At 71.6% G+C, this 21,900-nt stretch carries 20 protein-coding genes; 9 read left to right on the forward strand and 11 right to left on the reverse strand.

What is annotated here, in order from left to right; translation table 11 throughout:
* Positions 1–28 precede the first annotated feature (28 nt).
* A complete protein-coding gene (locus FF096_RS00215) occupies positions 29–1,501 on the forward strand; it encodes a serine/threonine-protein kinase (RefSeq protein ID WP_309222385.1) in 1,473 nt (490 codons plus the stop codon).
* Positions 1,502–1,594: 93 nt separating this feature from the next.
* Here FF096_RS00215 and FF096_RS00220 read toward each other — a convergent pair whose 3' ends face one another.
* Complete coding sequence (locus FF096_RS00220; protein ID WP_196222408.1) at positions 1,595–1,897, reverse strand: hypothetical protein; 303 nt, start codon at positions 1,895–1,897, stop codon at positions 1,595–1,597.
* Positions 1,898–2,096: 199 nt separating this feature from the next.
* Between FF096_RS00220 and FF096_RS00225 the strand changes: the two genes are divergently transcribed.
* Positions 2,097–3,038 (forward strand): transporter substrate-binding domain-containing protein, encoded by a 942-nt coding sequence (locus FF096_RS00225; protein ID WP_155214351.1) that lies wholly within the window; start codon positions 2,097–2,099, stop codon positions 3,036–3,038.
* On the forward strand, positions 3,035–4,162 hold the full coding sequence (locus FF096_RS00230; protein ID WP_155214352.1) for a hypothetical protein: 1,128 nt from the start codon (positions 3,035–3,037) through the stop codon (positions 4,160–4,162). The genes FF096_RS00225 and FF096_RS00230 overlap by 4 nt, the downstream gene beginning before the upstream one ends.
* 24 nt (positions 4,163–4,186) lie before the next feature.
* Here FF096_RS00230 and FF096_RS00235 read toward each other — a convergent pair whose 3' ends face one another.
* The 8 genes from FF096_RS00235 to FF096_RS00270 all read right to left on the reverse strand — a co-directional run bounded on the left by FF096_RS00235 (position 4,187) and on the right by FF096_RS00270 (position 14,188).
* Positions 4,187–5,350 (reverse strand): acyl-CoA dehydrogenase family protein, encoded by a 1,164-nt coding sequence (locus FF096_RS00235; RefSeq protein WP_155214353.1) that lies wholly within the window; start codon positions 5,348–5,350, stop codon positions 4,187–4,189.
* Complete coding sequence (locus FF096_RS00240) at positions 5,347–7,350, reverse strand: biotin carboxylase N-terminal domain-containing protein (protein WP_309222386.1); 2,004 nt, start codon at positions 7,348–7,350, stop codon at positions 5,347–5,349. Before FF096_RS00240 ends, FF096_RS00235 begins: the two co-directional genes overlap by 4 nt.
* Before the next feature lie 8 nt (positions 7,351–7,358).
* Positions 7,359–8,960 (reverse strand): carboxyl transferase domain-containing protein, encoded by a 1,602-nt coding sequence (locus FF096_RS00245; protein ID WP_309222387.1) that lies wholly within the window; start codon positions 8,958–8,960, stop codon positions 7,359–7,361.
* Positions 8,961–9,015: 55 nt separating this feature from the next.
* On the reverse strand, positions 9,016–10,215 hold the full coding sequence (locus FF096_RS00250) for an acyl-CoA dehydrogenase family protein (RefSeq protein ID WP_309222388.1): 1,200 nt from the start codon (positions 10,213–10,215) through the stop codon (positions 9,016–9,018).
* The gene (locus tag FF096_RS00255) at positions 10,212–11,924 is read right to left on the reverse strand and encodes an acyclic terpene utilization AtuA family protein (protein WP_155214354.1); all 1,713 of its coding nucleotides are present in this window, start codon (positions 11,922–11,924) and stop codon (positions 10,212–10,214) included. The genes FF096_RS00250 and FF096_RS00255 overlap by 4 nt, the downstream gene beginning before the upstream one ends.
* A gap of 40 nt (positions 11,925–11,964) precedes the next feature.
* Positions 11,965–12,753: a TIGR03084 family metal-binding protein gene (locus FF096_RS00260; RefSeq protein ID WP_155214355.1), complete on the reverse strand. Its 789-nt coding sequence runs from the start codon at positions 12,751–12,753 to the stop codon at positions 11,965–11,967.
* Positions 12,754–12,771: 18 nt separating this feature from the next.
* Positions 12,772–13,392 carry a TetR/AcrR family transcriptional regulator gene (locus tag FF096_RS00265; RefSeq protein ID WP_155214356.1) on the reverse strand — a complete coding sequence of 207 codons (621 nt, stop codon included), beginning with the start codon at positions 13,390–13,392 and terminating at the stop codon, positions 12,772–12,774.
* A gap of 118 nt (positions 13,393–13,510) precedes the next feature.
* Positions 13,511–14,188 (reverse strand): Crp/Fnr family transcriptional regulator, encoded by a 678-nt coding sequence (locus FF096_RS00270; protein ID WP_013736306.1) that lies wholly within the window; start codon positions 14,186–14,188, stop codon positions 13,511–13,513.
* A gap of 219 nt (positions 14,189–14,407) precedes the next feature.
* Between FF096_RS00270 and FF096_RS00275 the strand changes: the two genes are divergently transcribed.
* The 6 genes from FF096_RS00275 (at position 14,408) to FF096_RS00300 (ending at position 19,696) form a co-directional block, all read left to right on the forward strand.
* Positions 14,408–15,070: an adenosylcobinamide amidohydrolase gene (locus FF096_RS00275; protein ID WP_309222389.1), complete on the forward strand. Its 663-nt coding sequence runs from the start codon at positions 14,408–14,410 to the stop codon at positions 15,068–15,070.
* A gap of 58 nt (positions 15,071–15,128) precedes the next feature.
* On the forward strand, positions 15,129–16,274 hold the full coding sequence (locus tag FF096_RS00280) for a CapA family protein (protein WP_155214357.1): 1,146 nt from the start codon (positions 15,129–15,131) through the stop codon (positions 16,272–16,274).
* Positions 16,275–16,332: 58 nt separating this feature from the next.
* Positions 16,333–17,112 carry an endonuclease III gene (nth, locus tag FF096_RS00285; RefSeq protein ID WP_309222390.1) on the forward strand — a complete coding sequence of 260 codons (780 nt, stop codon included), beginning with the start codon at positions 16,333–16,335 and terminating at the stop codon, positions 17,110–17,112.
* Positions 17,113–17,129: 17 nt separating this feature from the next.
* Positions 17,130–17,717: a TlpA disulfide reductase family protein gene (locus FF096_RS00290; protein ID WP_155214772.1), complete on the forward strand. Its 588-nt coding sequence runs from the start codon at positions 17,130–17,132 to the stop codon at positions 17,715–17,717.
* Between the two features lie 56 nt (positions 17,718–17,773).
* Complete coding sequence (locus FF096_RS00295) at positions 17,774–18,454, forward strand: CoA pyrophosphatase (protein ID WP_309222577.1); 681 nt, start codon at positions 17,774–17,776, stop codon at positions 18,452–18,454.
* A gap of 63 nt (positions 18,455–18,517) precedes the next feature.
* Positions 18,518–19,696 (forward strand): MarP family serine protease, encoded by a 1,179-nt coding sequence (locus tag FF096_RS00300; RefSeq protein WP_309222392.1) that lies wholly within the window; start codon positions 18,518–18,520, stop codon positions 19,694–19,696.
* Between the two features lie 15 nt (positions 19,697–19,711).
* Here FF096_RS00300 and FF096_RS00305 read toward each other — a convergent pair whose 3' ends face one another.
* Both FF096_RS00305 and mycP read right to left on the reverse strand, forming a co-directional pair.
* On the reverse strand, positions 19,712–20,446 hold the full coding sequence (locus FF096_RS00305) for a phosphatase PAP2 family protein (protein WP_375335267.1): 735 nt from the start codon (positions 20,444–20,446) through the stop codon (positions 19,712–19,714).
* Positions 20,447–20,521: 75 nt separating this feature from the next.
* Positions 20,522–21,844 (reverse strand): type VII secretion-associated serine protease mycosin, encoded by a 1,323-nt coding sequence (mycP, locus tag FF096_RS00310; RefSeq protein ID WP_155214359.1) that lies wholly within the window; start codon positions 21,842–21,844, stop codon positions 20,522–20,524.
* Positions 21,845–21,900: the final 56 nt, after the last annotated feature.

Here is a 21,900-nt window from a genome sequence, read left to right on the forward strand (position 1 = left end):
GCCAGCACAGTTCGGTATTTTCGAGGTTGTGACCGACACCCCGCCCGGCGCTCTGCCGACGCCCATCGTGCCTGGTCTGACTGATTTGCAAGTGTTTGCCCGAGGTGGCTACGCCACCGTCTACCGGGCGACGCAGATCTCGGTGGGCCGCGAGGTCGCCGTCAAGGTGGAGAACCGGACCCTGGCCAGCGACCGGGACCAGGCCCGCTTCCTGCGGGAGGCACGTGCCGCCGGTCGGATGTCGTCCCACCCGCACGTGGTCGATCTGTTCGACGTCGGGGTCACCATCGACCAGCACCCCTACCTGATCATGGAACTCTGCGACGGCTCGTACGCCGAGCGGATGCGTAACTCACCGCTGGACGCCGTCGAGGCCCGCGACCTCGGTATCAAGATCGCGGACGCCATCGCCCACTCGCACGCCGCCGGTGTGCTGCATCGTGACGTCAAGCCGGCCAACATCCTCCACTCCCACTTCAACTCGGCGGTGCTGGCCGACTTCGGGCTCGCCGTGGTCGCCGAGATGCGGGACGCCACCGTCGCGCTGGAGGTGCTCACACCGGCGTACGCGCCGCCGGAGATGTTCAGCCACAGCCCACCGTCGCCGGCCGTCGACGTGTACGCGCTCTGCGCCACGCTCTACGCGGTGATGCACGGCAGGCCGCCGCGCTGGCAGAGTGAGCGCAACCCGAGCCTGGTCACCGTGCTGGAGATGTTCCACCAGCCGATTCCCGGCCTGCCCGGCATCCCGGAGAGCCTGGTCGACATTTTGCGGGCCGGCATGGCCAACGACCCCGGTGACCGGCCCTCCGCCGCGGAACTACGGGACATGCTGACGAACCTGACGCTGGACGGCTCGGGGGCGTCGAGCGCCGCTGCCGCACCGATCGGTGGCGCGTCCGCCAACTCCCGCGACACCGGCCGTCCGGCCGGGTCGGTCGGGGGTGGCACCGCCGAGCGCAGCCGTCGCCGCCGTCGCCGCCGTTGGTTCCTGGGTGCCACCGGGGTGGTCGCCCTCGCCGCGTCGGCGGGTGTCGGCGCCTGGGCGGCCGGCGGTGTGCCGTCACCGCAGTCCAGCACCCCGGCTCGCCCGGCGGCTACCGGGCTGCTCCGTCCGGGCTGCGCCACCCACGCGGAGGCGCTGCCCGCCGGTGCCCAGTGTGCGACGGAGTTGGAGTGCTTCGGGCCGGTGCAGGTGCGTGGCCAACGGGCCGAGGCCGACCGGATGCCCTGCGACTCCCGGCACACCTGGGAGAGCTACGCCCAGGGGCAGCTGCCGACCGCGTTGGTCGATGCCGGCCACGACGAGGTCGTCGCGGATCCCCGGGTACGCCAGGTCTGCAACCAGAAGACGTTCCGGCTGGTCAGCGGGCTGAGTAAGACGTCCGGCTGGAATCTTGAGGTGCTGCCGCCGACCGACACCGACACCGACCGCACCTACCGCTGTCTGGCGGGACGGGGTCTGGACGGGTTGGCCGCGCCGACGTTGACCAGCGGCTGAACCACCCGGACGGTCGGCTGTGCCTGCCGGGGGCCGCGCGCGGGCCACCGCCGACGTCACCCGCATCCCGGAGCGGATCGACCCGGTGGAACCTCAGCGTTCCGGGTGGTCGCGTCGATGCCGGTCCCGCATCGCCCGGACCGCGTCCCGATCGCCGAGCATCTCCAGCGTGTCGGCGTCGATGCCGGACGGTTCGATTCCCGGCTCCAGGGGCGGTTGCCCCGGATCCGGTCGAGCGTCCGCCTCCTGTTGCCGGGCGGCGGTGGCAGCCACCCCGGCGACGGTGGCGAGCAGGACGCAGAGCAGTGCCCCCGCCACGCCCACCAGATCCTGCCGGCGCGCCACGATCAGCACCGCCAATAACCAGAACGCCGCCAGGGCCGCGACCACTGCCACGGTCCGTGCGTCGGATCCTGGGAACCGTCTCATCCGTCCAGAATGTCGGAGAGTGCCGATCTGTCAACACCGGTCGGGTTTGGTGCTGCGTAACTCCTGACTAACAACAGCTTGTCGGATGGTAGGCGGTGCGGCGGCACCTCGACAGTCGGCACTACGCTCAGTGGAACCTGACAACTCGAAACGTAGCGAGGTGGCGATGAGTGCAAGCCTCTCCAGCTCCCGATGGCGTTCGATGGCCACCACGGCAGCGGTCGCCCTGACCCTGCTGCTGGGCGCGGCTGCCGGCTGCGACAGCCGGCAGGAGCCGGATCTGCCGTCCGTGCAGGAGAAGCTCCGCGAGTCGCACATCTGGGGCCAGTCGGTTCTGCGGATCGGAGTGGCCGATGACGAGCCGTTGATGGGTGAGGTGCGCAACGGTGTCCGATTCGGGTTCGACGTCGAGATCGCCCGTTACATCGCCGCCTCGCTCGGCTACGAGGGGGAGCACCGCGTCGAGTTCGTCACCGTGTCCACCGAGGATCGGATCCCCGCCCTCCAGGGCGGCGTCGTCGACCTCGTCGTCTCCAGCTTCTCCATCACCGAGGAGCGCAAGAAGCAGGTCAACTTCGCCGGGCCGTACTTCGTCACCACTCAGGAGGTGCTGGTGCCGAACCGGCACCGGGGGGCGATCCGCACCATCGAGGACCTACGGAACCCGGAATACAAGATCTGCACCAGCGGTGGCTCCACCACCGAGGCGGAGCTGGAGAAGCACAAGGTCCCGACGCTGGTGGTGAAGGACGTCTGGGACTGCGTCGAGGGCATCCGAGCCGGCAAGTACGACGCGGTCAGCTCGGACGAGACGATCCTCGCCGGCTTCGTCGCCCGCTATCCGAAAGAGTTCGAGATCGTCGACATGCCCTTCGGCACCAGCGAACTGCTCGGGGTAGGCGTGCCGATCGGTGATCCCGCGCTGTGTGAATTGGTGGCGTACTTCCTCGACAAGAGTTACCAGCAGGGGCGCAACGGAGAAGCCAGCCCGTGGCAGACCGCGTACAACCAGACGCTGGGGCCCTGGCTGCGCTCCGAGAAGCGGCAACCGCAGCCGCTGGAAGTGCCGAAACTCGTCGACTTCGACGACAAGGCACCACGGCGATGAGCACGGCACCCGCCACCTCCGGCGACCCCGACGCCGATCGCCCCGCGGCGCGGCTACCACGCCCCGCCGTGCCGCTGGCTGACGCGCCGCAGCCGGTGTCGGCTACCGGTTCGAAGGCACCCGCCACCACCTCGGCCGGAACCGACGTCGGCCTGGATCCGGCCGAGCGTCGGGCCCGAGCCAGCCAGTCGTTCTGGACGGCCGTGGTCGGCGTACCGGCGATCTTCTCGGTGCTGCGGCTCGGCATCGAGGCCGGCGGCGAACTACAGACCACGTTGCTGCTGGTCGCCAATGTGGGGCCGGTCAACCTGCTCGCCGGCTTCCTCACCACGGCAGCCCGACTGCTCTCCACAGTGCTCGTCGCGGTGTTCGCCCTCGGCGGGGTGCTCGCGGCCAGTGGACGCCAGCTGGGCCGGCAACCGCTCTTCGCCCGGTGGGCCGAGATCATGCCGAGTTGGTTCGTCGCGGCGAGCTTCCTGATGGCCCTGGTGACCTGGCCGCTGCTGTATCTTCCGCTGCTGCTGCCCGCGATGGCGGCGGCCTTCCAACTCCGCCCGGAACGCCTGCACGAGCACCCGGTCGTCCGTGCCCTGATCGTCGTCGTGGTGTACGCCGGCTATCTCTGGTTGCTCGCGCCGACGCTGGGCGAAGCCTGGCAGCAGGGCGAGATGCTGCCGATCGCGCTACTGGCCGTACCACCGACGCTGGCACTCTTCGTCGCCGGGCCGCTGCCCAGGATGGTCGTCCGGGCGCTCGCCCCGATGACCCAGCTCGCCGTGTTGATGATGCTGGTCTGGGCGGCGCTGCCGGTGATCAGCACGCCGGTGCTGCCGCTGACGGTGACCACCGTGGGCGAGCCGGACGCGACCTCGGCCGTTGCCACCGAGGAGATCCGGGGTCACGTGGTTACCACCGACGACGTCAACATGGTGATCCTTCAGGAGCGCGGCGGGGTGCGCTACGTTCCGGTCGACCAGGTACGCGGGCAGGTGCTCTGCCCCTCGGAGGAGGAACTGCCCCGCTACCAGCTACGCATCCACGACTTCCACGTCGAGGATTCGCTGCTGGAAGGGCTGGGCCGACGCGTACGGCCCGTGCACCGGGTGGACGCCGCCTGCCGCTGAGACGCCCACCCGGGCTACGTCACCTCAGTACGACTTGTCCTGGCCGAGGACGTGTTGGGCGACGAAGTTCAGGATCATCTCCCGGCTGACCGGGGCGATGCGGCCCGCCCGTACCGCCCCCAGCAGGGTGGCCACGCCGTACTCAGTGGTCATGCCGGCACCGCCGAGCGCCTGCACGGCCGTGTCGACCGCGAGCGCGGCGGCCTCGCCAGCCGCGTACTTGGCCATGTTGGCCGAGACGGCCGCCTCCAGGTCGCGGTCGGCGTCGTAGAGCGTCGCCGCCTTCTGGATCATCAGACGGGCCAACTCCACCTGCACGGCGGCATGGGCCAACGGATGCGACACGCCCTGGTGGGAGCCGATCGACCGCTCGCCCCAGACCTTCCGCGAAGCCGTGTACTCCGCCGCCCGCTCGATCGCGTACCGGCCGGTGCCGGCACCCATGGCGGCGACGGTGATCCGTTCCGGGTTGAGCCCGGAGAAGAGCGCCGGCAGACCGGCGTCCAACGACTCGCCGACCAACGCGTCGGCAGGTAGCCGTACGTCGTCCAGAAAGAGCAGGAACTGGTTCTCCGGGGAGACGATCTCCATGTCCAGCTTGGACCGGGTCAGCCCGGCGACGTCGGTCGGCACGATGAACAGCGCAGGCTTGAGCTTCCCCGTCGAGGAGTCCTCGGTACGGGCCACCACGAGCACGTGCCCGGCCTCGTCGACACCGGAGATGTAGCACTTGCGACCGGACAACACCCAGTCCTCGCCGTCGCGGCGGGCCACCGTGGCGAGCCGGTGGAAGTTCGAGCCGGCGTCCGGCTCGGTGATCGCGAAGACGATCTTCTGGGAGCCGTCGGCGAGGCCCGGCAGGTGCCGTTTGCGCTGCTCCTCGGTGCCGTGCCGGTTGATGACGGTGGCGGCGATAGCGGGGGAGACCACCAGCAGCAGCAGCGGACAACCGGCGGCGGCAAGTTCCTCGCAGACGATGGCCAGGTCGGTGATGCCGCCGCCGCCACCGCCGTACTCGGTGGGGATGTTGACGCCCAGGTAGCCGAGTTGACCGGCCTCCTGCCACAGCTCGGTGGTGTGCTCACCGGCCTTGGCCTTCGCCACGAAGTACCGGTGGCCGTACCGCTTGCCCAGCGCGCGCACGGCGTCGCGGAGCTGCTCCTGCTCGGGGGTGAGGTCGAAGTTCATGACGGCGACTCCTCATCGGGGGTGACCACGGCCAGCACCGTGCCCGTGTCGACCTGCCCACCGGCGGCCACCGGCAGCTCGGTGACCAAACCATCGGTGGGGGCGAGCACGGGGTGTTCCAGCTTCATCGCTTCCAGGGTCAGCAGCAGGTCACCGGCGGCGACCCGCTGACCGACCTCGACATGCACCCGGGCCACCGCGCCGGGCAGCGGCGCGAGCAGCGACCCGGCGGCCAGCTCCGTGCTGGGCAGCGGGAAACGAGGCAGCTCGACCAGGCTCGTCGCCCCGTCCGGGCCGTCCACGAACACGTCCGACCCCACCCGGTGTACGCGGTACGCCCGCCGTACCCCGGCCACGTCGAGCACGACCCGCTCCGGTCGGGCCTCGACGAGCGTGACGGCCGGTGTCGTGCTCGCGGAGGCTCCGTCGGCGGCGGGCGACACCGACCACTCGGCGAGGGCACCCGAGCGATCCAGTCGGTAGCGGATCTCGATCTCGTCGCCGTTCGTTGCGGTGAACCGGGTGACCTGCGGGAAGGCGGGCACGTTACGCCAGCCCGAGGGCAGAGTGCCCAGCACCTGAGCCGCAACTCGGCGAGCGGCGGCCGACGCCAGCGCGGCGGCCAGCGCGGTCACCGGAATCTCGGTGTCGGGCAGGACCGGCTCGAAGACCTCGGCGTGCCGCTCCAGGAAGCCGGTGTCGATGTCGACCGCAGCGAATTCCGGGCTGCGCAGGACCCTGACCAGCAGGTCCCGGTTGGTGGCCACGCCGTGCAGTTCGGCACGGGCCAGCGCCCCGGCCAACGCGCGGGCCGCCTCCGCGCGGGTGGGTGCCCAGGCGATCACCTTGGCGAGCATCGAGTCGTAGTGGACGCTGACCGTCGAGCCGTCGACGACGCCGGAGTCCAGCCGCAGACCGGGCGCGGCCAGCGGGCCGAACTCGGCGGCCACGCCCGGCACGGTGAACCGGTGCAGGGTGCCGGTGGCGGGCCGGTTGCCCTGCGCGGGATCCTCGGCGCAGAGGCGTACCTCGATCGCGTGGCCGGTGGACGGCGGTGTCGCGGCCAACGGCAGCGCCGCGCCCTCGGCAACCAGCAGTTGCAGCCGGACCAGATCCAGCCCGGTGGTCAGCTCCGTGACCGGGTGCTCCACCTGGAGACGGGTGTTCATCTCCAGGAAGTGGATCTCCCCGTCCGGCGCGAGCAGGAACTCGACCGTGCCGGCCCCCACGTAGTCGACCGCCCGCCCAGCGGCCACCGCCGCCTCGTGCAGCCGCTCCCGCACGTCGTCGGGCAGGACACCGGGTGCCTCCTCGACGATTTTCTGATGCCGACGCTGAATCGAGCAGTCGCGCACACCCAACGCGAGCACCGTGCCGTACCGGTCGCCGAAGATCTGCACCTCGACGTGGCGGCCGTGTTCGACGTACCGCTCGACGAAGACCGTGCCGTCGCCGAACGCCGACATCGCCTCGCGGCGCGCACCGGCGACGGCCTCGGCGAGCGCCCCGGCGTCACGGACCACCCGCATGCCCCGCCCACCGCCACCGGCGGCCGCCTTCACCAGCACCGGGAAGCCGGTGACCTGGTCGGGGTCGGTCCAACTGGGCAGCATCGGTACGCCGGCCTCGGCGAGCAGCGCCTTCGCGGCCAGCTTGTCGCCCATGGCGGCGATCGCCTTGGCCGGTGGGCCGACCCAGGTCAACCCGGCGTCGGTCACCGCCGTGGCGAAACCGGCGTGCTCGGCGAGGAATCCGTAGCCGGGATGGACCGCGTCGGCACCGCACCGGCGGGCCGCGTCCAGGATCAGGTCGGCCCGGAGGTACGTCTCGGCAGGTGTGTTGCCGGGCAACCGGACCGCCTGGTCGGCCTCGGCGACGAAGGGCGCGTCGGCGTCCGCGTCGGAGTACACGGCGACCGTCTCGATCCCGAGAGTCCGGCAGGTGGCGTAGACCCGGCGGGCGATCTCGCCCCGGTTCGCCACGAGAAGTTTCGAAATCACGCCAGCTCCTACATTCGGAAGACGCCGAAGCGGTCGGCGCCCGCCACCGGTCCGCTGTGGATGGCCGAGAGACAGAGGCCGAGGACGGTACGGGTGTCCCGGGGGTCGATCACCCCGTCGTCGTAGAGTCGGCCGGAGAGGAAGAGCGCACCGGACTGGGACTCGATCTGCTGCTCGACCATCATCCGCATCGCCGCGTCGGAGTCCTCGTCGAACTCGCGACCGCGTGCTGCGGCGGCCTGCCGGGCCACGATGGACAGCACCCCGGCCAGCTGCGCCGGCCCCATCACCGCCGACTTCGCATTCGGCCAGGTGAACAGGAACCTCGGCTCGTACGCCCGGCCGCACATGCCGTAGTTGCCCGCGCCGTAGGACGCGCCCAGGTTCACCGTCAGGTGCGGCACGGTCGAGTTCGACACCGCGTTGATCATGAGCGCGCCGTGCTTGATGATGCCGCGCTGCTCGTACTCCGTGCCGACCATGTAGCCGGTGGTGTTCTGGAGGAAGATCAGCGGAGTGTCGGTGGCGTTCGCCAACTGGATGAACTGCGCCGCCTTCTGCGCCTCCTCGCTGAACAGCACCCCCCGGGCGTTGGCCAGCACGCCGACCGGGTAGCCGTGCAACTCGCCCCAGCCGGTCACCAACGCGGTGCCGTAGGTCGGCTTGAACTCGTCGAACTCGCTGCCGTCGAGCACCCGGGCGAGCACCTCGCGCGGATCGAAGGGCACCTTGAGGTCGGAACTGACGATGCCGAGCAACTCCTCCGGGTCGTACTTCGGTGGCTGCGGCATCGGGTTGCGCGGTGCCGGCCCCTGCTTGCGCCAGTTGAGTCGGCGTACGCACTGCCGCGCCAGCCGGATGCCGTCGCGCTCGTCGGTGGCGAGGAAGTCGGCCAGGCCGGAGGTGGTGGCGTGCATGGCGGCACCGCCCAGCGACTCGTCGTCGGCGTCCTCGCCGGTGGCCATCTTCACCAGCGGTGGCCCGGCCAGGTAGACCTGCGAGCGGTCCCGGATCATGATCGTGTAGTCGGACATCCCGGGCACGTACGCGCCACCGGCGGTGGCATTGCCGAAGACCACGCTGACCGTGGGGATCCGTTCCGCCGAGAGCCGGGTCAGGTCGCGGAACACCCGACCGCCCGGAATGAAGATCTCCGCCTGGGTGGGCAGGTCCGCGCCGGCCGACTCGACCAGGTTCACCATCGGCAGCCGGTTGGCCAGGGCGATCTCGCCCGCCCGCCGGGTCTTCGCCAGCGACCACGGGTTCACCGCGCCGCCGCGTACCGTCGGATCGTTGGCGACGATCAGGCACTCCACGCCCTCGACCACGCCGATCCCGGTCACCACGCTGGCCCCGACCGGGAAATCCGTGCCGAACGCGGCGACCGGTGACAGTTCGAGGAACGGGCTGTCCTGGTCGAGCAGCAGTTCGATGCGCTCCCGGGGGAGTAGCTTGCCGCGCCGGTGGTGCCGGGCCACGTACTTCTCGCCACCACCGCCACGGGCGGTGTCGAGCGCGGCGTCCAGCTCGGCGAGGCGTTCCAGCAGTGCGTCCCGGTTGGCGCGGAAAGCCGGCGAGGACGGGTCGATCCCCGTCTGGAGTGTGCTCACAGCGTGCCTTTCGTTCGTGACCGTAGGGCTCGCGAACCCGGCCCACGCTCCGCCCTCACAGGCCCATGCCCTTCGCGACGATCTCGTTCATGATTTCGGTGGTGCCGCCGCCGATGCCGAGGATCCGGGCGTCGCGGTAGTGCCGCTCCACCTCCGCGTCGCGCAGGTAGCCGAAGCCGCCGTGCAGTTGCAGGGCCTGGTCGACGACCCAGTCGGCGGCCGATACCGCCACGTTCTTCGCCATCGCCACCTCGGTCACCACCGGTTCACCCGCGGCCACCCGGGCGGCCACCTGGTGCACGTACGCGCGAGCGGCCTCGGCCCGGGTGTGCATCTCGGCCAGCCGGTGCCGGACCAGCTGTCGGCTCGCCAACGGTCGGCCGAAGGTGGACCGGTCACGACACCAGGCGGTGGCCAGCTCGACACAGCGCTGCGCGATGGCGTACGCCTGGGTGGCCAGGGAGAGTCGCTCGGCGGCGAACTGCTGCATGATCGCCAGGAAGCCGGTCTCCTCCTCGCCGATCCGGTTCCGCACCGGCACGCGTACGTCGACGAAGGAGAGTTCGGCGGTGTCCGAGCAGTGCCAGCCGAGCTTCTCCAGCCGACGCCCGACCGTGAAGCCGGGCGTACCCCGGTCGATCACCAGCAGGGTCAGCGCCCCGCTGCCCGGCACGCCGGTGCAGACCGCGGTGGTCACGAAGTCGGCCCGGACCCCGCTGGTGATGTAGGTCTTCGCGCCGTTGACCACGTAGTGGTCGCCGTCGAGTCGGGCGTGGGTGCGGATGCCCGCCACGTCCGATCCGGTGTCCGGTTCGGTGATGGCCAGCGCGCCGATCATCGAACCGGCAAGCGTCGGCCGGACGTAGCGGTCGATCAGGTCGTGGTCCCTGATCGCCTCCACCGGCTCGGCGGCTGGCCCGGGGAGCCGGCCGCCCGCGCGGGCACCGGCAGCGGCCACCATGTGCGGCAGCGCGATGCCGTGGGTGAACAGGGCGGCCACCAGCCCCGACGAGCCACCCGAGCGGATGATCTCCTCGGTGACGATGATCGAGTCGAGCAGATCGCCGCCGCTGCCGCCGACCACCTCGGGAAAACCGATGCCGAGCAGCCCGATCCGGGCGGCGGTCGCGTGCAGCTCGCGAGGTATCTCGCCGGCCCGTTCCCAGTCGGCCAGGTGCGGCAGCACCTCCCGGGTGACGAAGGCGCGGGTCAGCTCCCGCAACTGTCGCCGCTCGGGGGTGTCGACGATCGTCACGGCCGCACCTCCCCGATGGCCGTCGCCGGTTCGTCACGCGCCAGCAGCTCGACCGGCAGGTCGACGACCCGGGAGCGGAGCAGCTCGCCGAGGGCCTTGGCCTGCGGGTCGAACCGGGTGGAGGCGGCCACCCCGTCCCCGAGCAGTCCACGGATCACGAAGTTGACGGCCCGCAGGTTCGGCAGTTCGTGGCGTTCGACGGTCAACGGCGCGGTCTCCGGCAGCAGCTCCGCCAGCCGCGCCACGGTGAGCCAGCCACGCAACCAGGCCCAGGTGGCGTCGGTACGCGCCCAGACCCCCAGGTTCGCGTCACCGCCCTTGTCACCCGACCGGGCACCCACCACCTCGCCCAGCGGCCCCCGGCGGGTCGGACCGACCGTCGCCGGGACGGTCTCCTCGGGCGTCGGCTCGGCGGTCACGGTCGCGGTGACCGGCGGTGGGGCGATCGGCAGGCGGGTGCCGTCCGGCAGTACGGCGACGTGGTCGACCGCCTCCTGGGCCACGGTGTCGGCGGTGAACACGCCGTACGGGGTGGCGTCACCGGGCAGGGTGGTCAGGGTGCAGCCCGGGTAGGAGGCCAGGGCCAGCTCGACCGCCGCCGCCGAGAACGCCCGCCCCGCCCGCGCCCGGTCACCGTCCCGCAGGTGTACGTGCAGCAGGGCGCTGGCCGTCTCGGTGTCGGACGAGTCCGGGTGGTCGGTGCGGGCCAGCGTGAACTCCAGCCCCTCCCGACCGACCGCCTCCGTCAGCTGGGCCTGGACCAGCGCCGCCTTGGCCGGGATGTCCAGCCCACAAAGCACGAACGTCATCGAGTTGCGGAAGCCGCCGAGGTTGTTGACGCCGACCTTGAGGGTGTCCGGTGGCGGGGTTCCCCGCACGCCATGGACGAGCACTCGATCCGGGCCCTGCTGGCTCAGCCGTACCGAGTCCAGCCGGGTCACCACGTCGGGGCCCAGGTAGGCCGGCCCCGCCACCTCGTACAACAACTGGGCGGTGACCGTCTCGACGGTGACCGCGCCGCCGGTGCCGGGATGTTTCGTGATCACCGCCGAGCCGTCGGCGCGCAGCTCGGCCACCGGGAATCCCGGCCGCCGCCCGCCGTCGGGCAGCTCGCGGAAGAAGCTGAAGTTGCCCCCGGTCACCTGCGCCCCGCACTCGACGAGGTGCCCGGCGACGGTGGCCCCGGCCAGCGCGTCGAGGTCGCCGCGCCCCCAGCCGAAGCGGGCGATGGCCGGGCCCACGACCAGCGAGGCGTCGGTGACCCGCCCGGTCACCACCACGTCCGCCCCGGCGTCGAGGCAGGCGGCGATGCCGAACGCCCCCAGATACGCGTTCGCGGTCAGCGCGTCCGGCCGGGCCAGGGCGTCACCCTCGACGTACCCGACCTGGACGCGGAGCCCGAGCCGGTCGGCGAGGGCACGGATCGCGGCGGCCAGTCCGGCCGGATTGAGGCCACCGGCGTTGGTGACCAGGGCGACCCGGTGGTCGAGCGCGGTGCCGAGGCAGCCCTCCAGCTGCCGCAGGAACGTCTTCGCGTAGCCCAGGTCGGGGTCACGCATCCGGTCCCGACCCAGGATGAGCATGGTCAACTCGGCCAGGTAGTCGCCGGTCAACACGTCCAGCTCGCCGCCGTCGAGCATCTCCTGCCAGGCGGAGAACCGGTCGCCGTAGAAGCCGGAGGCGTTGCCGATCCGCAGTACGTCGTCCATCAGCACCACCTACGGGTCACGGTCACTGTCTGCGGCGCGGTCACGGGGCCACCTCGCGTGGGGCGCGGCTGACACCGGGCGGACCGGCGAATGCCTGGGCCACGTCGAGCCAGCCGTCGGCGACCGGCCCGGTGGCGATCAGGGCGAGGTCGGCGCGGTGCCGACGCCGGGTCACCAGCAGACAGAAGTCGAGCGCCGGGCCGGTGACCCGGTCGGCTGCGTGCGCCGGACCGAAGGCCCAGGTGCCGCCGTCGGGCGCGGTCAGCTCCACCCGTACCGGTGTCGTGGGTACCGGCCGGCCATGGGTGGCGAAACTGTGCCCGACGGTACGGAAGCCGAGGTACGCGATGTGTCGCAGCCGGTCGGTGGCGGGGCGGGTGACGCCGAGCGCCTCGGCCACGTCCTCGCCGTGTGCCCAGGTCTCCATGATCCGGGCGGTCGCCATCGAGGCCGGTGACATGCGAGTGCCGTACCAGGGCAGCTTCTCCCCGGCGGGGGCGGCGACGAGGGCGGCGGCGAGCGCCGCGCGACCGGCACGCCAGCGGGGCAGCAGCCGGTCGGGCGAGTCGAGGAAGGCCGTCGCACCGTCGTCGACCAGCCGGGCGAGATCAGCGGCGGCGGTGACCGAGGCGTAGAAGGCGTCGGCGTCGGTCGCGGCCAGCCGGGCCACGTGGTCCGTCCAAGCCAGGTGGGCGATCTGGTGGGCGATGGTCCAGCCCACGGCGGGGGTCGGCCGCGCCCACTCCTGCGGCGGCAGTGGCGAGACGAGCGCGTCGAGCTGCTCGGACTCGATGGCCAGGTCCGTGAGCAGGTCGGTCAGGTCGACCATGGCACCTCCGGGGCGGGGTCAGGGTGCGGTGTCGGTGTGGGCGAGCAGCGTGGCGAGCTGGGTCTTCCAGGCGTGCAGCAGGGTGGTCCGGCGGGCCGAGTCGTCGCTGAGCAGGTTGGCCACGCCGAGGCCGCGCAGCAGGTCCAGGGTGGCCTGCACGGTCTCGCGTACGCCCGGCCGTCGCTCGTCGACGCCGAGCAGCTCGACGGTCAGCCGGTGCATCTCGCGGCCGATGCGGGCTTCGAGGGGGAGGAGGGCGGCACGTAGTTCGGCGTCGGTGCGGGCGGCCACCCAGAGTTCGAGGGCGGCGACGAAAAGTGGCCCGGTGAAGGCGGCGGCGAGCAGGTCCACCACCCGGTCCAGCCGGTCGGCGCCGGTGGGCAGGGCATCGGCCTCGGCGCGCAGCTCGACCGCACGCCGTTCGGCGAGGTAACCGACGGCGGCGGTGACCAGGGCGGTCCGGGTCGGGTAGTGGTGCAGCTGCGCCCCCCGGGAGACGCCGGCCCGCGCCGCCACGACGGTGGTGGTGGTGCCGGACCAGCCATGCTCGACCAGGCAGTCGACGGTCGCCTCCAGCAGCCGGGCCCGGGTGGCACGGCTGCGCTCCTGCTGAGGGACTCGGGTCGATGCGGCGGACATGCGGACAGCCTGCCGGTCGAAAAACAAACAGTCAAGACTGATTTTTTTGTGTGGCCACAAACGACCACGCGGGTGCCGACGCCGTGCGTCGACACCCGCGTGGGTGATGGTCAGCAGGTCAGACCCGCGCGCGTCGGGCCAGCCGCTCCGGGTCGAGGATGATGATGCTCTTGCCGTCCAGCCGGAGCCAGCCGCGCGAGGCGAAATCCGCGAGAGCCTTGTTGACCGTCTCCCGGGAGGCGCCGACGAGCTGGGCGATCTCCTCCTGGGTCAGGTCGTGCGTCACCCGCAGCACGCCGCCGTCGCGGGTGCCGAAGCGGCCCGCCATCTGGAGCAGGTTCTTGGCGACGCGGCCGGGCACGTCGGTGAAGATCAGATCGGCGAGGGCGTCGTTGGTCCGGCGTAGCCGTCGGGCCAGCACCCGCAGCAACTGCTCGGCGATCTCCGGCCGGTTGTTCAGCCACGGCCGCAGCGCCTGCTTGCGCAGCCGGGCCAGGCGGCTGTCCGTCACCGCGGTCGCGGTCGCCGTACGCGGACCCGGGTCGAAGAGCGACAGCTCGCCGACCATGTCCGACGGGCCCATCACGGCGATCAGATTCTGCCGCCCGTCCGCGGCCCGTCGGCCGACCTTGATCTTCCCGGACAGCAGGATGTAGAGACTGTCGCCGGGCTCGCCCTCGTTGAAGACGACCTCGCCCTTGCGGACCTCGATCGTCTCCATCTCCTTGGCGAGCGCCTCGGCCGCCTCCGGGTCGACACCCTGGAAGATCCCGCTGCGGGCCAGTACCTCGTCCATCGCGCACCTCCGGTTGCGCGTGCCGTCTGCTCGGCCGGGTCCGCCGTCCGCTGATCCCTCGCGCGCCGACCAGTCTAGGCGCACGTGAGCAGGAATCAGAGGTGCACCCCTGGAATCTTGATCGTTGGGCGTAACCTCCGCGTCGCGATCACTCTTTAGAATCCCGCGCCTGGTCAGGCCGGGGTCGGCGGGTCGGCTACCGGGCCGTAGGGTCACCGCGTGCTGCACGAGCCTGAGCTGACCGGTCGCCGCGAGGACGAACGCGACATTCCGGTACTCATCTGGCGGGCCGAGCGACCACTGCGGGCGGTCAGTTCCGCCCCGCTCGGCGGTGGGATCGGCCTACGGCGGTGGGTGGTGAACGCGACGGTGCCCATGTCGTACGACCGGGACGACCCCGCCGCCCACCTGGCCGACCTGGCCCGGGGGTTCGGCCTGGACGGGCCCGGTGTGGGCCTGCTGACCGGGGTCGACGTGGCCGAGGTGATCCGGCGGACCGACACCGGCGTGCAGGTCTGGGCCACCGTCGGTCTGGGCACTCCGGTACCGGCGGCGGCACCCACCGTGGCGGCGTCGGCGCAGCCGGTCGGCACGGTCAACATCGTGGCGTACGTCCCGGTACGACTCAGCGACGCGGCACTGGTCAACGCGGTCGCCACGGCCACCGAGGCGAAGGCGCAGGCGATCGCGGAACTGGGGCTGCCCGGCACCGGTACGCCGACGGACGCCGTCGCCGTCCTCTGCCCACCGGACGGTCCACCCGACGCCTACGGCGGCCCCCGCTCCACCTGGGGAGCACCGCTGGCCCGCGCGGTGCACGCGGCCGTGCTGGCGGTGGGGCGCGACACCGTCGTGCCATGGTCGGATCGGCTCCAGGGCTGAAACTCCCCACCCGATCGGCGGTCGTTTCCGCGATACCCGAACGGTAGGGTCGCCCACGATGTACGCTGCCGCCCCCCGTACGCCTCGGCCCCGCCGCCGCGCCCTGACCGCGTTGGGGGCGCTACTCGCCGTCCTCCTCGTCACCGGCTGCGCCAGCACAGACGAGGGGCCGATCTGGCAACCCGGTACCGGCGGCGGCGTAGGTGCGCCGGTCGAGTCCGCCACCCCCAAGGTGAAGAAGATCTCGCTCTCCGCCACCGGGGACATCGTCATGGCCATGGCGCCGAACCGACTGCCACCGAACAACGGCAAGGGCTTCTTCGACTCGGTGAAGAAGGCGCTCGCCGCGGACCTGGTGATGGGCAACCTGGAAGAGCCGTTGACGGTGGACACCGGGACCGGCAAGTGCGGTGCCGAATCCACCCGCTGCTTCCAGTTCCGAGCTCCGCCGGAGTACGCCGCGCACCTCGCCGACGCCGGGTTCGACCTGCTCAACCAGGCCAACAACCACGGGTACGACTTCGGGCCGAAGGGCTACGAGAACACCCAGCGGGCACTGGAGGAGCACGGGCTGGCGCACACCGGCGCCCCCGACCAGATCACCGTCGTCGAGGTGAAGGGCGTCAAGGTCGCGGTCGCCGGCTTCTCGTCGTACCGCTGGTCGAACAGCCTGGTCGACATCCCGGCGGCGAAGAAGGTGATCGAGAAGGCCGCCGACCAGGCCGACATCGTGGTGGTGCAGGTGCACATGGGCGCCGAAGGGTCGGAGATGACGCGGGTGCGGCCCGGCACGGAGATGTTCCTCGGCGAGAACCGGGGCGACCCGATCAAGTTCTCCCGCGCGATGATCGACGCCGGCGCGGATCTGATCGTCGGGCACGGCCCGCACGTGCTGCGCGGCATGGAGTTCTACAAGGGCAGGCTGATCGCGTACAGCCTGGGCAACTTCGCCGGTGGCGGCAACTCGCTGAGCAACAACGGTCGACTCGGCTGGGGCGGCGTGCTGAAGGTGTCCCTCGAAGCCGACGGCACCTGGGCCGGTGGCTCCTTCATCTCCACCTACATGGACGGGGCCCGCAAGCCGACGATCGACCCCGACGACCGTGGTCTCGGACTGCTCCGCCAGCTCACCAAGCAGGACTTCGCGGAGACCGGAGCCCGGTTCACCGACTCCGGCAAGATCAGCCCGCCCGACCCGGAGTGACCGGTCGCCCGACGCAGGCTGTCCGGACCGGTCGGACCGGCGACGTAGGCTGGCCGTCGTGACCAGAAGCGCCACCGAAACCGACCTGGGTCGCACCCGTCGTGCGCGGCGGATCGGCCGCGTGCTGACCGAGACGCACCCCGACGCGCACTGCGAACTCGACCACCGCAGCCCGCTGGAACTGGCCGTCGCGACCATCCTGTCGGCCCAGTGCACGGACAAGAAGGTCAACGAGGTCACGCCGAAGCTGTTCGCCCGCTACCCGACCGCCGCCGACTACGCCGGTGCCGACCGTGGTGAGCTGGAGGAGCTGATCAGGCCGACCGGGTTCTACCGCAACAAGACCAACTCGCTGATCCAGCTGGGTCAGGCGCTGGTCGAGCGCTACGACGGCCAGGTTCCCCGTCGGCTGGCCGACCTGGTCACCCTGCCCGGGATCGGTCGCAAGACCGCCAACGTCATCCTCGGCAACGCCTTCGACGTGCCCGGCATCACCGTCGACACCCACTTTCAGCGCCTGGTGCGGCGGTGGGGGCTGACCGGTGAGACCGACCCGGTCAAGATCGAACACGAGATCGGGGCGATGTTCCCGAAGCGCGACTGGACCATGCTGTCGCACCGGATCATCTTCCACGGCCGCCGGGTCTGCCACGCCCGCAAGCCCGCCTGCGGCGCGTGCACGCTGGTGAAGCTCTGCCCCTCGTACGGCACCGGGCCGACCGAGCCAGCCGCCGCGGCGAAGCTGCTCAAGGGCCCCCGCGCCCGTGACCTCGCCGTCGCCGCCGGAGTCGACCCCGAGCTGGTTCCGGCGCAGGCGGTGCGAGCGGAGGCGCCGTGATCCGTCGACTGGCCCTGATGTCCCTGCCGCTGCTGCTGCTCGGGACTGTGGCGTGTACGCCCGACCGCGACCAGCCCTCCGCCGCCGGGCCGAGCACGAGCAGCAGCCGGCCGTCCCCGTTCGAGGACTGCACCTCCCTCGTCGCCGAGCCCGGTGCGGCCACCGACGGCACCTCGAAGGGGGACCGGTTGCCCGAGTTGACCCTCACCTGCTTCACCGGCGGCGCCCCGGTCGACCTGCGCGACATCCCCGGCCCGGCGGTGATCAACATATGGGCCTCCTGGTGCCCGCCGTGCCGTAAGGAACTGCCCGCCTTCCAACGGCTCAGCGAGCAGACCGAGGGGCGGCTGCGGGTGATCGGGGTGAACACCCAGGACAGCCGCAGCGCCGCCCAATCCATCGGCGAGGACTTCGGCGTACGGTTCCCGATGCTGTTCGACCAGGGCAAGGCGTTCCAGCGGGCCCTGGAACGCAGCGCGTTCCCGATGACGGTGTTCGTGGGCGCCGACGGCGGCATCCGGCACATCGACACCTCGGGCGCCCTCGACGACGCCCAACTCGCCGAACTCATCCGGCAGCACCTCGACATCTCGGTACCGGCGTGAGCGAGGTGCCAGCCAGCGTGAACCCGGGCCGGGAGGCGTCCGACGCGCCATGGCCGGTGCCGGGCTGGCTCAACCCGCTGCTGGGTCGGCTGGGCACCGCCCGTACGGAGGACTTCACCCAGCTCCCGACGCCGGAGCACGGCGGCCGGGAGAGCGCCGTGCTGGTGCTGCTCGGCGAGGACGCCGCCACCGGCCCGGACGTGCTGGTCCTCCAGCGGGCCGCGACCCTGCGCAACCATGCCGGCCAACCTGCGTTTCCCGGCGGCGCGGCCGATCCGGAGGATGCCGACGCGGCGGCGACGGCGCTGCGCGAGGCGAACGAGGAGGTCGGGCTCGACCCGGCCAGCGTGACCGTGCTGGCCCAGCTGCCGAGGCTGTGGATACCGGTCAGCGACTTCGTGGTGACCCCGGTACTCGCCTGGTGGCACACGCCGCACCCGGTCGACTCCCGGGATCCGGCCGAGGTGGCACACGTCGCCCGGCTGCCGATCGCCGAGCTGGTCGACCCGGACAACCGGGTGCGGGTACGCCATTCGAGTGGCTGGATCGGCCCGGCCTTCTCGGTACGCGGAATGCTGGTCTGGGGGTTCACCGCCGGGGTGCTGGCGGCGCTGTTGGAGATGGGCGGCTGGAGCCGTCCGTGGCCGCGCAGCCGGGTGATCGACCTGCCGCCGGTCGGTGCCTCGCCCGCCCCGTCGGCCGGTACCGACGAGGTCGACGAGAGCGCGCTGCGCTGATCTGACCGTCACCTTCCGCAAGCGATCGTCTTCGCGCGAGCCCTGGGCCCGTAGGCTTGAGCTGTGTCGGCCGTGGATCTCGTCCTGCTGTTGCTCATGCTCGTGTTCGCGATCAGCGGATACCGACAGGGGTTCGTGATCGGGGTGCTCTCGTTCTCCGGGTTCTTTCTCGGCGCCCTGATCGGTTTGCAGGTGGGTCCGATGCTCGCCCAGCAGTTCGTGGACAGCGGCACCCGGGTGTTGATCTCGCTGGTGGCCATCTTCGGTCTGGCGGTGGTGGGCCAGGCGTTGGCCGGCTGGCTCGGGTCACACCTGCGCCGCACCATCGCCAGTGACGTGGGGCGGCGGGCCGACGACATCGGTGGCGCGTTCGTCTCCCTCTTCGCGGTGCTGCTGGTCGCCTGGCTGGTCGCGGTGCCGCTCGGCTCCTCCTCGCTGCCCTGGCTCGCCGCCTCGGTGCGCAGCAGCGCGCTGCTCAACGTGGTGGACCAGGTGCTGCCCGACCAGGCACAGCAGCTCTCCACCGCGCTGCGCGACACTGTCGACACCAACGGCTTCCCGGACGTCTTCGATGGGCTGCGACGTACCCAGGCCCGGCAGGTCGAACCGCCGGACCCGGCACTCGCCGGCTCCGAGGTGGTCAGCAACGGGCAGCGCTCGGTGGTGAAGGTGCTCGGGTCGGCACCGAGTTGCTCGCGGCGGATCGAGGGATCCGGTTTCGTGTACGCCGACGACCGGGTGATGACCAACGCGCACGTGGTCGCCGGCACCCGCTCGGTCGCGGTGGAACTGGGTGGGGACCGGTACGACGGCGAGGTGGTCGTCTACGACCCCGACCGGGATCTGGCCGTGCTCTACGTGCCGGGGCTGCCCGGCCCGTCGATGCGGTTCGCCGCCGGCAACGCCGGCATCGGAGCGGACGCCATCGTGCTCGGGTTCCCGCTCGACGGGCCGTACAACGCCCAGTCGGCGCGGATCCGCGACGTCGACCGGATCACCGGGCCGGACATCTACTCGTCCGGGAACGTGACCCGGGAGATCTACACCATCCGGGCCCTGGTCCGCAGCGGTAACTCCGGTGGCCCGTTGGTCTCCGCCAACGGCCTGGTGCTCGGGGTGATCTTCGCGGCGGCGGCTGACGACCCGAACACCGGGTTCGCGGTCACCGCCGCCGAGGCCCGACCGGTGGCGCTGGCCGGTGCCGAACGCACCCGGGGCACCGACACCGGCGACTGCACCTGACCAGCACCGGCCAGGTCAGTGCGACCGGGCCTGGGGTACGTCCCGGCTCGGCCAGACGGCGAACGCGGTGGCGGTGGCGACGACCACCGCGGCTCCGAGTAGCCACCCGGCCAGCACGTCGCTGCTCCAGTGCACCCCGAGCGCGACCCGGCTGAACCCGGTCACCAGGGCGATCGACAGCGCCCCCAGCCAGAGCACCGCACGGGCGGCCGAGCGGGTTCTGGTCCGGGGCAGGAAGACCACCAGCAGCACTCCGGCGGCGAGCATCGCGTTCAGCGCGTGGCCCGACGGGAAGGCCAAACCGGGTGCCTGTGCCACCGGGTCGGGCAGATCCGGTCGCGGCCGACCGACGAGGAGTTTGAGCAGCGGCCCGAGCAGGCCGCCGAGCACCATCGTGGTGCCGACCCAGACGGCGAGCCGTCGGGCGCCGTCACGGGCCAGCCAGATCACCAGGAACAGCGCGGCGGCCCGCAGGGGCATCGGCGCGAAGGCGTCGGTCCAGAAGCTCACCGCCCGGACCCAGCCCGGGTGGTCCAGGGCGTACCCGTGCAGCTGCGTGGTGATGGCCAGATCGAGTCGACGCAGCGGTGACCGGTTCGTCAGCACCAGCGTGGCGATCAACGTGAACGACGCGAGCAGCAGCACGCTGGCGGCCGCCGGTGCCCACCGTGCGCCTGACAGGTCGGCCCGCCGTCGGCGACCGTCCGGGCCGGAGGACGGTGCCGGGCCGACCCGTTCGAAGGTGTCCACGACGATGGTTGTACCCAGCCGGACGCCCCTACCTCGTCAAGATGCGCGAATTCGGGTACCTCAGTGGTGGTCGGCTCAGCGGGACGACTGCCGGAACCGGCGCACCATCAGCACCGCCCCGGTGAGCAGCGCGACGAAGATGGCCGCCCCGATCCAGAGCCGCTCCGAGCTGGCGTCGTCCTGCGAACCGGCGGCCCGCGCCTGCCACTGGGTCTCCTGCCGAGACCCGGTCAGACCGAGCTGCTCCGCGTCGGGATCATCCGCCGAGGTGGCCCCGGGCGCGGGGCCGAAACCGACCACCCCCGGCGGATCGTTGTCGTCCAACGGGTTCCGATGCACCAGCGGCACCTCCGCCGTCAACGCCGCGACCGGGTCGACCAGGCCGTACCCGAACCGCTCGTCCCGACCGGTGGGCCCGATGTCCTTCGCCGTGGCCAACAGCCGGTTCACCACATCCCCGGCGGACATCTCCGGGTAGCGCGACCGCACCAGGGCGGCGGTGGCGGCGACCAGCGGTGCCGCGAAGCTGGTGCCCTGCACCCGCCAGTAGCCACCGGGAGGACGGGCACCCACCAGCCCGCTGGCAGGAGCGGTGAGGACCGTGGCGCGACCGGTGATCGCGCCGCTCCACAGGTTGTCGCTGTTGCGCTCCAGCCCGGAGACCGCGATGACGCCGGGCTCACGGGCCGGGTACCACACCTTCGCCTCGGGCGAGGTGGCGAGATTGCCGGTGCAGGCGACCACCACCACGTCCCGGGCGAAGGCGTAGTCGATCGCGGCGGCCAGGGCCGCGCTGTCGCCGTTGCCGCCGAGGGAGAGGTTGATCACCTTCGCGCCGTTGTCCACCGCCCATCGCACGCCCTTGGCCACGATCAGCGCGTCGTCGTAGCGGTTCTCCGCGTCGAGAACCCGCACCGGCAGGATCCGGGCGTCCGGCGCGAGACCCACCACACCCCGACGGTCGTCGTTGCGCCCCGCGATCAGACCGGCCACCGTCGTGCCGTGTCCGACCGGATCCGGTTCGGTCGCCTCGTCCGGCGTGACCAGGTCGAGGCCCGGCAACACCCGCCCGACCAGGTCCGGGTGGGAACCGTCCACCCCGGAGTCGATCACGGCCACCACCACACCGCGACCGGTCGAGGTACGCCAGGCTGTCCGTGCGCCCAACTTGTCGAGCTGCCACTGCTCGTCGCGGACCTGATCGGCACGTTGCGTCGAGTCGGGGTTGTGGGCCACCGGCGTGCCGTACGCGGGAGCGTGGATTGGCACTGCGGTGGCGGGCACGACCGCGATGGCGACCGACAGCACAGAGGCGGCCGCCGCGAGCAGCGCCCGGTTGGCGAACCGGCCCGCCGTCGGTAGCCCGCTGTACCGCAGCCTGGTCACATCCTCAGCCATTCGTCGCAGGACACATGACGATCGGAGATTACCGGTTCCATCCCGCCTACAGGGAC

It is taken from the genome of Micromonospora sp. CP22 (assembly GCF_009712475.1).
Lineage (GTDB): Bacteria > Actinomycetota > Actinomycetes > Mycobacteriales > Micromonosporaceae > Micromonospora.